This is a genomic window from Cryobacterium tepidiphilum, from assembly GCF_003716325.1.
Lineage (GTDB): Bacteria > Actinomycetota > Actinomycetes > Actinomycetales > Microbacteriaceae > Cryobacterium > Cryobacterium tepidiphilum.
Genome location: NZ_RDSR01000015.1, coordinates 57093 through 69252, shown reverse-complemented (window position 1 = coordinate 69252; position 12160 = coordinate 57093). Strand labels below are relative to the sequence as shown.

The window sequence follows — 12160 nt, the reverse complement described above, 5'->3', positions numbered from 1 at the left end:
CACGGCGGACGCACCGACATCAAAGACGGCATCCTCCTCTGCAAACGCGACCACCTCCGACTCCACAACCAGGGCTGGCGCATCGAACGGAGAGGCAACAACCAGTACTGGCTCATCCCACCCAAAGCGATCGACCCGCAACAGACACCCATCCGCATGAAAAGCAACACCACCCTGAAGCCCGGCAACCCCATCAAGCCGTTCGGGCAGCGGGCCGGGCAGGAAACCGCCTGACCGCCGGCGTCCCGGAATCGGGATGGACCGGAGCGCGCCGGTCACGCGCTGGCACCGGTCACCGCCCTGGCACCGGTCACCGCCCTCGCGCCGGTCACGCACTGGCACCGGTCGCCGCCCTGGCACCGGTCACGGGCTTCCTCCCTCTGGCGGGGCCACCCCGAAGTCCTGCGAGCCGGGCACCGAAGGGCGCCCCTCGCGGGTCTAGGTTTCGCCCAGCAGCACGCCCTAGGGTGGATCGCGTGAACGACGTCCTCAGCTGGGTGCTCGAGAGCGTGTCGGCGGTCGACCCGCTGCTGCGCACCCTGCTGTGCGCACTCGGGATGTTCCTCGAGACGAGCGTGCTCGTGGGGCTCATCGTTCCCGGCGACACCATCGTGATCGTCTCGAGCACCGGCGTCGAGAGCGTGCTGCAGTTCATCGCCCTGGTGCTCGCGGTTATCGGCGGTGCACTCGCCGGCGAGACGGTCGGTTTCGCCCTGGGCCGGTACTTCGGCCCTCGCATCCAGGGCAGCAGGCTCGGTCGCCGCCTGGGCAAGCACCACTGGGTGCGCGCGGAGAACTACCTGCGACGGCGCGGCGGCTTCGCCGTGTTCCTCTCCCGCTTCCTGCCGGTGTTCCACTCCCTGATCCCACTCACGGTCGGCATGAGCGGCATGCGGTACCGGCGGTTCATGGCCTGGACCATCCCGGCCTGCATCCTGTGGTCGGTGGCCTACGTGGGCGTCGGCTCCGCTGCGGCGGGCGGCTACCGGGAGCTCTCCGGCGACCTGCACTTCGCCGGCATCCTCTTCGTGGGCGCGATCGTCGCGTTCGTGCTGCTGGTCTTCGTTGTGAAGAAGTGGCTGGCCCGCCGAGAGGCGCGCCACATGGAGCACGACGACACGTCCCGCATGCAGTGACGTCCGGCCGGTCAGACCGGTGCGGGCAGCGGATGCCGCGCGGCAGCCATGTCGAGGCGGGCCGTGACCAGCTCGGGCGGCACGGGCGCGTGCGAGATGAACACCACCGCACGCTTCGTACCGGCTGCCGCGGCGATGTCACGCAGCAGCGACTCCCCCTGCGCCGCGTCGACGTTCGCCGTCGGCTCGTCGACCACGAGCACCGGGAAATCGGCCAGGAGCGCGCGGGCCACGGCGATCCGCTGCGCCTGCCCGCCTGACACGAGCGCGCCGCGCTCCCCCACGCGGGCGTCCAGGCCGCCGCGCTCGGCGACCCAGCCGGCCAGGCCCACCCGCCCCAGGACCGCGAGCAGCTCGTCATCCGTCGCCGTGTCACGGGCGAAGAGCAGGTTCTGGCGGATGCTGTTGTCGAAGAGCCACGGGTCCTGCTCGCACAGACCCACCACCCGGCGCACCGCGGCCTGCGGCAGGTCGCGCGCCTCTACGCCCTGCACCCGGTAGCAGCCCCGATACTCGAGGAAACGCACGAGCGCCAACGCCAGGCTGGTCTTGCCGACGCCGCTCGGGCCGGTGACGACCAACCGGTCACCGGCGTGCACCGTGACGCTGACACCGCTGACGGCGGGCACCGGCTCGTCTGGCCAGGTGACGGCCACGTCGTGCAGCTCGAGGAGCGGGGCCAGTGGGTCGGCGGGGCGTGAGATCGCGTCGGGGCGGTCGACGGGTATCCCGGCCGGAACGACGCTCGGCGCGACGGCGGCGACGCGTTCGGCGCTCGCTCGCACCTGCCGCCAGGAGGCGAGCGCCGCGGGCACCGCACCGGCCACCTCGAACACGGCCAGCGGCACCAGCACGACGACGGCGAGGACCGGGCCGCTCAGCCCCGCGGAGGCGGTGAGGAGCAGTGCCGACACCACAGCCGCGCCGCCGAAGAGCGACGCGAGCGCGGCCTGCAGGCCGGCGCCGAGAAAGCGGCGGAGGGAGGCGCGCCGGAGCCGCGCGTCGAGGGCTCGCACCGCCTGCATCCGTTCGTCGAGGGCGCCGTACGCGGAGAGCACGTCCAGGTTCTCGATGATCTCGAGCACGCGGTCGGCCAGCTCGCCACGGAGCGGTGCGATGTGCCGTTCCGCACGCGCGGCGAGCGCCGCGGTGCCGGCGGAACCGACGATCGCGGAGAGCACGAGCCAGGCGGCGAGCGCCACGGCGGCCGAGGGCGCGACGAACCACACGGCGGCCACACTCAGAACGGAGACCAGCGCGGTGGTGACGAGCGGCGCGATGACCCGCAGCGGGAAGTCGGCGAGGTCGTCGACGTCGCGCACCAGCCGGCTGAGCACGTCGCCCCGTGCAGCCGCGCCGAGACCGGCCGGGGCGATCGGCAGAATCCGGGCGACAACACCCACGCGCAGCGACGACAGCTGCGTGAAGGCGGCGCCGTGACCGGCGAGGCGTTCGAGGTAGCGGAACACCGCACGCGCCAGGGCGAAGGCGCGCACCGCGACGACCGCCATCGACAGGAACAGCACGGGCGGCTGCTCCGCGGCGCGCGTGATGAGCCAGGTGGATGCCGCGAGCAGGGCCACGGCGGCTGCTGCGGCCAGTGCTCCGGCGGTGAGGGCAGGGGCCATCGCCCGCGCAGGCGGCGTGGCCAACCGCAGGATCGGCCGGATGCGGGGCGTCTGCTCAGGCACGGGCCGCCTCCAGGGCGCGCGCTGCGGTCTCTCCTACGTGGACCACCGCGTCGGCGGCCGCGAGCACGGCGGGACGGTGGCTTACGACGATGACGGCCCGGCCGGCTTGGGCGAGCGCACGCAGGCCCCGCAGGAGGGCGGCCTCGGCCTCGTCGTCGAGGGCCGAGGTGGGCTCGTCGAGGGCGACCACGTCGCATCCGTTCGCCAGGGCCCGGTAACAGGCGCGGGCGACGGCGACCCGCTGCGCCTGGCCACCGGAGAGGCCGGACGCGGAGCCGCCCACCGTGCGGGCCGGGTCGATGCTCGGGATGCCGGCGAGCGCGAGGGCTCTCTGCAGCAGGGGCAGGTCAACGGATGCCGCCCCCAGCGTGACGTTCGAGGCGACCGTTCCGGAGAACAGCTGCGGCCTCTGGCCGGCCCAGGCGAGCCAGCCGCGTGTGTCGTCCTGGCCGACGGGCATCCCGTTCCTGCTGATGCGGCCGTCGAACGGCACGAACCCGGCGAGCGCCCGCAGGAGGGTCGTCTTGCCGGCGCCGCTCGGTCCTGCGATGACGCTGAGCTCCCCCGGCCGAACGTGCGCCGTGACGGGTTCGCTCGTCACTCTCGCCCGCACAACCACGCCCTCGAACCGCACGCCCTCGAACCGCACGCCCGCCTCCGCTCGCCCCTCGCTCTCATTCCCCCGCACCCCCGGCCGCGAGTGAGCAACGGCGGGCGCGGGCGCGGGGGCGAGGAGGGCGAAGACCTCGTCGGCGGCGGCGATGCCGTCGGCGGCGGCGTGGAACTGGGCGCCCACCTGGCGCAGCGGCAGGAAGGCCTCCGGTGCCAGCAGCAGCACGAACAGGCCGGTGGCGAAGGGAAGCTGCCCGTCGACCAGGCGCAGCCCGATCGAGACGGCCACGAGCGCCACGGAGAGGCTCGCGGCCAGTTCGAGCACGAATCCACTGAGGAACGACACCCGGAGCACGCCCATGGTGCGCCCCTGGTACTCCTCGGTGATCGCTCGGAGCCGGGCGGGCTGCCGGTGCTCCCGCCCGTAGATCTTCAGTGTGGCGAGCCCGCCGATGACGTCGAGGAATCCGCTGGCGAGCCGCTGCAGCGCCAGCCACTGCTCCTGCTGCGCCGCCTGCGTGCGCCAGCCGACGAGCACCATGAACACCGGGATGAGCGGGAGGGCGAGAATGACGGTCACACCGCTGGCGGGATCGTTCCAGAGGATCACGGCCACCAGGAGAGGGGTGGCGATCGCCGTGAGCAGCAGCTGCGGAAGGTACCGCGAGAAGTAGGTGTCGAGGGCATCCAGCCCGCCGGTCAGCACCGTGGTGACGTGCGCGGAATGGCGCCCGGCGATGCGCGCCGGTCCCCCGGCGGCGAGCGCGTCGAGTGCGCGGGCGCGCAGCTGCCGCTTGACCTCGGAGGCGGCCCGCGCTGCGGCGAGGTCCTGCAGCCAGGTGAGCACCGACCGGGCGACGACCGCCGCGGCCAGCAGCCCGATCACCGGCGACACGGCGGTCAGGCCCCTCCCGTCCACCGCGAGCACGATGCAGCGGGTGAGCAGCCACGCGCCGCAGATCACCACGACCGTGTGCGCGACGCCGATCACGGCCCCGGCGGCCAGGAATCGGCGTGCGGCCGAGGCGTGCCGGAGAAGCCGCGGATCCAGGGGTCGCATCAGTGCAGCGCGCCCGCCGTGCTCGCCCCGGCGCCTTCGATGAAGGAGCGTCCGATCCGCTTCCGGAACACCCAGTACGACCAGCCCTGGTAGAGCAGGATCACGGGCAGGGCGAACAGCGCCGTCCAGCTCATCACGCCGAGGGTGTAGGGCGTGGAGGCGGCGTTCTCGATGGTGAGCGAGTAGGCGGCATTGTTGCTGGCCGGCATCACATCCGGGAAGAGCGAGGCGAACAGGGTGGCCACGGCCAGCGCGGTCGTGGCCGCCATGAGGCCGAACGCCCAGCCCTCCTTTCCTCGCAGGTTGGCGACGGCCGAGCCGATGAGCAAGGCGGCGGCCGCCACGGCGATCACGGCGCTGAGCGGCGACCCGTAGGCAAGCGTCGTCCAGGCGAGGAAGACGGCGGCTGCGATGATCGCGACGAGGCCGGCCGGCATCGCGAGGCGCCGCGCGCGGTCACGGATGCCGCCTTCCGTCTTCAGCGCGACGAACACCAGTCCGTGGGTGAAGAACAGCAACAGCGTGGTGAGGCCGCCGAGCAACGCGTACGGGTTCAACAGGCCCACGAAGGTGCCGATGTAGTCGTGGTCTGCGTCGAGGGGCACCCCGCGCACGACGTTGGCGAAGGCGACGCCCCACAGGAACGCCGGCACGACGGAGCCGATGACGATCATGGTGTCGAACCGACGCTTCCATGACGCCTCGGGTCGCTGGTGCCGGTATTCGAACGAGACGCCGCGGAGGATCAGGGCGAGCAGGATCAGAAGCAGCGCCAGGTAGAACCCGCTGAACATGGTGGCGTACCACTCGGGGAAGGCCGCGAACAACGACGCGCCCGCCACGATCAGCCAGGTCTCGTTGAGGTCCCAGATCGGGCCGATGGTGTTGATGAGCACTCGGCGGTCGGTGTCGTCGCGGCCGAGGAACGGCAGCGACATGCCGACGCCGAAGTCGAAGCCGTCGAGCACGAAGTAGCCGACGAACAGCGCGCCGATGATCCAGAACCAGAGGGTGGGAAGGTCCATCATGCTCTCCTAGTAGACGGTGGCCGGGCGGCGGACGTCGCTGGACTCCTCGTCGGCCGGCGGTGACGCATCCGGCCCCTTCTTCACGGCCTTGATGATCAGCCGGAACTCGACGACGGCGAGGCTGCCGTAGATGAGCGTGAACGCGGCAAGCGAGATGAGCACCTCAAGGCCGCTGACGCCGGGCGAGACGCCGTCGGCCGTCTTCAGCAGGCCGAAGACCAGCCACGGTTGCCGGCCCATCTCGGTGAACACCCAGCCGACGATCATCGCCGCGAGCGAGAGGGGGAAGCTCCAGACGGCCGCACGCCACACCCAGGCGTTCCGCGGCGCGCGACCCCCACGCGTGAGCCAGAGGCCGGCGACCGCGACGAGGATGTGGAGCACGCCGAGCAGGATCATCCACCGGAACGACCAGTAGGTGATCCAGATGATGGGCGTGTAGTCGCCCGGGCCGTAGAGCTGCACGTACTGCGCCTGCAGGTCGTTGATGCCCTCCACCGTGCCGTCCAGGCTGTGCGTCGACAGGAACGAGAGCAGGTACGGGATGCGGATCGAGAAGAGCTCGTGCACGCCGTCGGGCGTGCCGAGGGTGAAGAGCGAGAAGGATGCGTCGGCGCCGGTCGCCGTGTTGTAGAGCGCCTCGGCGGCCGCCATCTTCATCGGCTGTGCCTCCACCATCGCGAGGCTGAGCTGGTCGCCCATGACCGTGGTGCCGATGCCCGCGATCACCATCATCCAGAGGCCGAAGCGCAGGGCGGGGCGCATGGTGTCGAGGTTCTGCCGGCGGGCGAGGTGCCAGGCGGCGACGGAGATGATGAGGCCGGCCGAGACCATGAAGCAGGCGAAGATGGTGTGCGGGAATGCGGCCCGGGCGATCGGGTTCCAGAGCAGCTCGCCGATGGAGGTGAGCTCGGCCCGTCCCTTCGCCTCGTTGATGCGGAACGCGATCGGGTTCTGCATGAAGGCGTTGGCGGCGATGATGAAGTAGGCCGAGGCGATACTGCCGAGCGACACCAGCCAGATGGTGGCCAGATGCACGAGCCGGGGCAGCTTGTCCCAGCCGAAGATCCACAGCCCGATGAAGGTCGCCTCGAGGAAGAAGGCGACGATGCCCTCGAAGGCCAGCGGCGCCCCGAACACGTCACCGACGAAGCGCGAGTAGTCCGACCAGTTCATGCCGAACTGGAACTCCTGCACGATGCCGGTGACGACCCCCATGGCGAAGTTGATCAGGAAGATTGTGCCGAAGAAGTGCGTGAGCCTCCGGTACGCCAGTTGCCCCGTGCGCACCCACCAGGTCTGGAAGACCGCGACCGTGAACGCCATCCCGATCGTGAGCGGCACGAACAGGAAGTGATAGATGGTCGTGAGCCCGAACTGCCAGCGCGACAGCAGCAGCGGGTCCAGCCAGTCGTTCATGGTGCCTCCCACATTCTTCTACGTCACGTAGAACACTACTCTTCTACAGAACGTAGAACAACCGTTTCTACATTTCGTAGAACGCGACGCGGAGTTCGGCTAAACTGACGCCATGGCAAGCCTGGGCGAACTGGAACGCGCGATCATGGACGTGCTGTGGGACACCCCGCAGGCGCTCTCCGCGACCGCGCTTCGCGACCGCCTCGCCGCCGCGACCGCCGTGACGACCGCGCGCAAGGAACTCGCGACCACCACCGTGCTGACCGTGCTGTCCCGGCTGGAGAACAAGGGGTTCGTGAGCCGCGACCGCGGGCTCCGGCCACACCAGTACCGCGCGGTCACCTCGCGGGCGGAGCACACCGCCGAGCTCATGCACGAGGTGCTCGGCACGGCACCGGACCGCGAGGCGGCCCTCGCCCGGTTCATCGGCAACGTCAGCCCGCAGGAAGCGCAGACCCTGCGTCAGCTCCTGGGCGGCATCCCCAGCCAGCACGCCTGACGCCTCGTGCTCCACGCAGCGGTCATCCTCGCCCTGCTCACCCTCGCCCTGGCCTGGCCGGTTCCCATCCTGCTCGCACGGGCGCGCTGGACGGCGCGCGCACCGGGCACCGCGCTCGCACTGTGGCAGGCGGTCGCGCTCGCCGGCGGACTGTCGATGATCGGCGCCCTGCTCGCCTACGGCCTGATCCCGTTCGGCGCGACCCCGGGCCGCGGCCTCGCGGCGCTCGGCCGGGCGGCCGTCGACACGCGGCTTCCCCCGGGTGCCGGCTTCGAGCATGTCTTCGCACTGTGCTGCGCGGTGATCCTCGGCACGCACCTGCTGCTGAACCTCATCGCCACCGTCATCCGCAGCGAACGGCAGCGCCGACGTCACCTCACCCTCGTTGAGCTCCTGAGCCAGCCCTATCCGGAACACGCGGGCACCCGGGTCATCGACCACGCCGCTCCAATCGCCTATTGCCTGCCCGGGGCCACGCGCTCGATTACGGTGCTGTCCGCCGGCATGCTCGACCTCCTCACCTCCGACGAACTGCGCGCCGTCATCGCGCATGAGAAGGCCCACCTGCGCCAGCAGCACCACACGGTGCTGCTGGCCTTCAAGTCGTGGCACAGCGCGCTGCCGTGGTTCCCGATCGCGAACCGGGCGGAGAACGCGGTGGCGCTCCTGGTCGAGATGCTCGCCGACGACCAGGCCCGCCGGGTCGTCGATGACGGCACACTGGCCCGGGCCATCGTGCTCGTGGGAACGGCCGGCGACCCCGGCGCGCCGACGGATGCCCTCGCCCCGCTCTCCGAGGCGGCCCACCCGGCCGACATGGTCACCCCGCGCGTGCGCCGCCTGGGCCAGGAGCCGCTCCCACTCCCGGCACGCGCCGCCGTGCTCGCCGTGGCCACGGCCCTCCTCGCCGTGCCCACCGCGCTCCTGCTGCTGGCCTGACGCTGCGGCTCCGCCGCCCGCGCCGACCGCCCGCGCCGACCGCCCGCGCCGACGGCTCGCGCCGGCGCGGCGCCGCGTTCGGCGATCCGCTCCCCTCGTCCAGCGCGATCCGTTCGGCGATCCGCTACAGCTCGGGCAGGCGCACTCCGCCGAACAGGACGCGGCGCGCTGAACAAGGTGCGGCCGGCTCCACGGGGTGCGGCGCGCTAGACGGGGTGCGGCGCGCGGAGGCAGGGCGCTCGGCGGAGGCAGGGCGCTCGGCGGATGCAGGGCGCTCGGCGGCAGCCCACCGAAACGGCGGCGGGCCGACACGGGGTCGGCGCGGGCACTGGCCGCGGCATCCGTTGCCTGGCCCGCTGCCGCCCGTTCAACGCGACCCAGTCCGCGAACCGCTACCGCTCCTGCGGGTGCGCTCCGCCGAAACGGGGTCGGCCGGCCGAAACGGGGCGGGACGGGCGACCCGAACGCGGCGGACACCCGCCGCGGCATCCGGTGCCCGGCCCGCTGCCGCTCGTCGAGCGCGACCCGAACGGCGAACCGCTACCGCTCCTGCGGGCGCGGTTCGCCGAAACGGGCGCGATCAAGCGCGATGCTGGCGGCTAGAAGAGGTTCTTCTCCTTCAGCCACTCGGAGGCGATCACGTCGGCCTGCTTCTTGTCGTTGACGCTCTCGGAGTTCAGGTCCACGAGCTCGCCCTCACCCAGCGCACCGCTGATGGTGTTGAGGATGTCGATCGCCTTGTCGTCCACCTTCTTCGACACCACCGGCACGATGTTGTCGGGGAAGAACAGGCCGTCGGGGTCCTTGAGGGCGACCAGGTGGTTCGACTTGATGTTCGGGTCGGCGGTGTAGATGTTGGCGAGCTGGATGTCGCCGTCGACAAGCGCCTTGACGGTGAGCGGTCCGCCGCTGTCCTCGACCGGGGTGAAGCCCGCGATATCGATGCCGTACTTCTCCTTGAGCGCCTTCGGGCCGTAGGGGCGGGTCTGCAGTTCGGAGTTTCCGCCCACGGTGATCGGCTCGGTCACGTTCTTCAGCGAGGCCAGGTCGGTGAGGTTGTACTTCTTCGCGAAGTCCTCGGTGACCGTCCAGGAGTTCTGGTCGGATGCCCCGGCCGCGTCGAGCACGCGCAGCGTGTCGGGCACGGCGTCGGCGAGCGCGTCGTGCACCTCCTCCTTGGTGCCCCCCTTGGCGTTCTTGTCGAGCGCCTGCAACAGGCTCCCGGTGTACTCGGGGAACACGTCGATCTTCCCGGCCTCCAGGTCGGGCAGATACACCTCGCGCACGCCGATGCGGAAGTCGCGTTCCACGTTGTAGCCGTTGTTCTCCAGGGCCTGGGCGTAGATCTCCGCGACGATCTCGTTCGAGTAGTAGTCCTGCGATCCGACCACGAGCGTCGTCGTGTCGCCGGAGCTGCTGGGCGCCGTGTCGCCCTTGATGGGGTCGGCGGATGCGCATCCGCTGAGGGCAACCACCATTCCGGCAACTCCCGCAACCAGGCCCAGGGCGCGTCGTTTCGATGTGAACATGATTGTCATCCTTTCAGGATGGGTCTCCCCATCAGCGGGTGAGGTCGGGCTGGAGCCCTGAGGCGGTCGGAACCACCCGTAATGCTAACCGTGTGGCCAGCGCGAAGATTCCCTCGAGCACGAGGGCGAGCAGAATCACCAGGATGGAGCCGGCCAGCATCTCGTCGTAGTTGTTCGTCTTCAGGCCCTCGAACACCGGTCGGCCGAGTCCCACGTCGGCGATGTAGGCGGCGAGCGTCGCCGTGGCGACCACCTGCAGCGTCGCCGAGCGCAGCCCGCCGATCAGCAGCGGGAGCCCGAGCGGCATCTCGACCTTGCGCACCACCTGGCCGCCGGACATTCCCATGGCCGTTGCGGCGTCGATGGTCGCGCGGTCGATCGCCTCGAATCCGGTGTACGCGCCGGCGAGGATCGGCGGGATCGCGAGGATCGTGAGCGCCACGTACGGCGCCTCGAGTCCGATGCCGACCCAGAGCCCCACGAGCGTCAGCAGGCCGAGGGTTGGCAGCGCGCGCAGACCGCCGGAGAGCAGGATCGCGACACGGCGGCCGCGGCCGGTGTGCCCGATGTAGTACCCCGCGGGGATCGCGATCACCGACGCGAACACGAGGGTGACCAGGGTGAACCCGAGGTGTTCCAGCAGGCGGGAGGGTATGCTGCCGGCGCCGGTGTAGTGCGCCGGATCGAAGAGCCACGCGATGGCGGCGATGAAGAAGTTCATGCCGTCTCCCGTGCCCGGGTCACGGCACTGCCGCCTGCTTGCACACGTTGCCACGGCATGAGCAGGCGGCCGAGTCCCACGAGCGCGGCGTCGAAGAGCACAGCGAGCAGCACGGTGGCGACGATGCCGGCGACGATCTCCTCCTGGATGCCGCGCTGGAACCCGTCGGTGAACAGGCTGCCGAGGCTCTGCACGCCGATCACGGCGCCCACGGTGGCCAGGCTCACGGTACTCACCGCGACCACCCGCATCCCGGCCAGGAGCACCGGGCCGGCCAGGGGCAGGTCGACACGCCAGAAGACGCTGCCGGGCGAGAACCCGACGCCGATCGCGGACTGGCGCACGCCCGTGTCGACGGAGGCCAGCGCATCCGCCACGACCCGCACCATGAGCGCGATGCCGTAGAGCGTGAGCGCGATGATGAGATTGAGCGGTGATCGGATACTGGTGCCGACGATGGCCGGCAGCATGATGAACAACGGCAGCGAGGGGACGGCGTAGAGCAGCCCGCCTGCGGTGAGGATGACGCCGCGCGTGGCCCGGTAACGATGGGCGATCGTGCCGAGCGGCACCGCGATCAGGAAGGTGAGGATGATCGGCGGCACGGTGAGCACCAGGTGGTCGAGGGTGCGGCCGGCCACAAGGTCGAGGTTGACCCACACCCAGTTCACCGCGGCTGCTCCCCCGTGCCGGGCTTCCCGTGCCCGAGGACACCGGCGACGCGGCCTTCGCTGTCCATGAGGAGCTCGGCGCCGTCCTGGGTCACGACGTGGAGGGCGCGTCGCCCGCGGTCGGCTCCCACGAAGCGGGCGACGAAGTCGTCTGCCGGGCGCGCGAGGATCTCGGCGGGCGAGCCCACCTGGGCGACGCGGCCGCCCTCGCGGAGGATGACCACCTGGTCGCCCAGCAGGAACGCCTCCTCCACGTCGTGCGTGACGAAGACGATGGTCTTGTGCAGCTCGCGCTTCAACCGCAGCAGCTCCTGCTGCAGTTCGGAGCGCACGATCGGGTCGACGGCGCCGAACGGCTCGTCCATGAGGAGGATGTTCGGGTCGACCGCGAGGCCGCGTGCGACGCCGACCCGCTGCTGCTGGCCGCCGGAGAGCTGGCTGGGGTACCGGTCGGCGAGCGCCCGGTCCAGACCCACGGTGTCCAGCAGCGCGAGGGCGTCGGTTCGCGCCTGCCGCCGGGGCACCCGGCGCAGGAGCGGGACAGTGGCGACGTTGTCGACGACGGTGCGGTGCGGCAGCAGACCCGAGCTCTGCATGACGTAGCCGATGCTGCGGCGCAGCTTGACCGGGTCGACCGTGGCCACGTCGACACCGTCGATCTCGATCGAGCCCTCGGTCGGGTCGACCATCCGGTTGATCATGCGCAGCAGGGTGGTCTTGCCCGAGCCGGATGACCCGGCGAACACGGTCGTCTTGCGGGAGGGAAGCACCAGGCTGAAGTCTTCGACGGCGACGGTGCCGCCGGGGAAGCGCTTGGTCACATGACGGAATTCGATCACGTGCGCCTGTCACCCC

Annotated in this window: 11 protein-coding genes and 1 pseudogene; 4 read left to right on the top strand and 8 right to left on the bottom strand. The window is 70.9% G+C overall.

All coding sequences use genetic code 11. The annotated features are described in order from the left end of the window. Both EEJ31_RS13900 and EEJ31_RS09810 read left to right on the top strand, forming a co-directional pair. Positions 1-234: pseudogene (locus EEJ31_RS13900) on the top strand (HNH endonuclease); the annotation flags it as partial. A 242-nt stretch (positions 235-476) separates the two neighbouring features. After that, positions 477-1136 (top strand): DedA family protein, encoded by a 660-nt coding sequence (locus EEJ31_RS09810; RefSeq protein WP_123046121.1) that lies wholly within the window; start codon positions 477-479, stop codon positions 1134-1136. Positions 1137-1147: 11 nt separating this feature from the next. On the opposite strand, the gene cydC is transcribed toward EEJ31_RS09810, so the two are convergent. From cydC to EEJ31_RS09790, 4 genes are read right to left on the bottom strand one after another with little or no spacing between them, the layout of a single operon-like run. Next, a complete protein-coding gene (gene cydC / locus EEJ31_RS09805; protein WP_267897619.1) occupies positions 1148-2827 on the bottom strand; it encodes a thiol reductant ABC exporter subunit CydC in 1680 nt (559 codons plus the stop codon). Continuing rightward, positions 2820-4499 (bottom strand): thiol reductant ABC exporter subunit CydD, encoded by a 1680-nt coding sequence (gene cydD / locus EEJ31_RS09800; RefSeq protein ID WP_123046120.1) that lies wholly within the window; start codon positions 4497-4499, stop codon positions 2820-2822. Before cydD ends, cydC begins: the two co-directional genes overlap by 8 nt. Further along, complete coding sequence (gene cydB, locus EEJ31_RS09795) at positions 4499-5524, bottom strand: cytochrome d ubiquinol oxidase subunit II (RefSeq protein ID WP_123046119.1); 1026 nt, start codon at positions 5522-5524, stop codon at positions 4499-4501. The genes cydD and cydB overlap by 1 nt, the downstream gene beginning before the upstream one ends. Before the next feature lie 9 nt (positions 5525-5533). Beyond that, positions 5534-6946, bottom strand: a complete 1413-nt coding sequence (locus EEJ31_RS09790) for a cytochrome ubiquinol oxidase subunit I (protein WP_123046118.1) — start codon at positions 6944-6946, stop codon at positions 5534-5536. Between the two features lie 112 nt (positions 6947-7058). Here EEJ31_RS09790 and EEJ31_RS09785 point away from each other — a divergent pair, with 112 nt between their 5' ends. Both EEJ31_RS09785 and EEJ31_RS09780 read left to right on the top strand, forming a co-directional pair. Further along, positions 7059-7445, top strand: coding sequence for a BlaI/MecI/CopY family transcriptional regulator (locus tag EEJ31_RS09785; protein WP_123046117.1), 387 nt, complete (start codon positions 7059-7061; stop codon positions 7443-7445). 6 nt (positions 7446-7451) lie between these two features. Then, on the top strand, positions 7452-8384 hold the full coding sequence (locus EEJ31_RS09780) for a M56 family metallopeptidase (protein WP_123046116.1): 933 nt from the start codon (positions 7452-7454) through the stop codon (positions 8382-8384). 599 nt (positions 8385-8983) lie between these two features. On the opposite strand, the gene EEJ31_RS09770 is transcribed toward EEJ31_RS09780, so the two are convergent. Genes EEJ31_RS09770 through EEJ31_RS09755 form a run of 4 tightly spaced genes read right to left on the bottom strand, consistent with a single transcriptional unit; the run spans position 8984 to position 12144 of the window. Beyond that, positions 8984-9913, bottom strand: a complete 930-nt coding sequence (locus tag EEJ31_RS09770; RefSeq protein ID WP_123046115.1) for an ABC transporter substrate-binding protein — start codon at positions 9911-9913, stop codon at positions 8984-8986. A 31-nt stretch (positions 9914-9944) separates the two neighbouring features. Next, positions 9945-10634, bottom strand: coding sequence for an ABC transporter permease (locus EEJ31_RS09765; protein ID WP_123046114.1), 690 nt, complete (start codon positions 10632-10634; stop codon positions 9945-9947). Then, positions 10631-11305, bottom strand: coding sequence for an ABC transporter permease (locus EEJ31_RS09760; protein WP_123046113.1), 675 nt, complete (start codon positions 11303-11305; stop codon positions 10631-10633). Before EEJ31_RS09760 ends, EEJ31_RS09765 begins: the two co-directional genes overlap by 4 nt. After that, on the bottom strand, positions 11302-12144 hold the full coding sequence (locus EEJ31_RS09755) for an ABC transporter ATP-binding protein (protein WP_123046112.1): 843 nt from the start codon (positions 12142-12144) through the stop codon (positions 11302-11304). Before EEJ31_RS09755 ends, EEJ31_RS09760 begins: the two co-directional genes overlap by 4 nt. Positions 12145-12160 lie beyond the last annotated feature (16 nt).

Coding starts and splice junctions, on each gene's coding strand:
- EEJ31_RS09790 (WP_123046118.1), bottom strand. CDS start 6,946: ATGAACGACTGGCTGGACCCGCTGCTGCTGTCGCGCTGGCAGTTCGGG.
- EEJ31_RS09770 (WP_123046115.1), bottom strand. CDS start 9,913: ATGTTCACATCGAAACGACGCGCCCTGGGCCTGGTTGCGGGAGTTGCC.
- cydB (WP_123046119.1), bottom strand. CDS start 5,524: ATGGACCTTCCCACCCTCTGGTTCTGGATCATCGGCGCGCTGTTCGTC.
- EEJ31_RS09765 (WP_123046114.1), bottom strand. CDS start 10,634: ATGAACTTCTTCATCGCCGCCATCGCGTGGCTCTTCGATCCGGCGCAC.
- cydD (WP_123046120.1), bottom strand. CDS start 4,499: ATGCGACCCCTGGATCCGCGGCTTCTCCGGCACGCCTCGGCCGCACGC.
- EEJ31_RS09785 (WP_123046117.1), top strand. CDS start 7,059: ATGGCAAGCCTGGGCGAACTGGAACGCGCGATCATGGACGTGCTGTGG.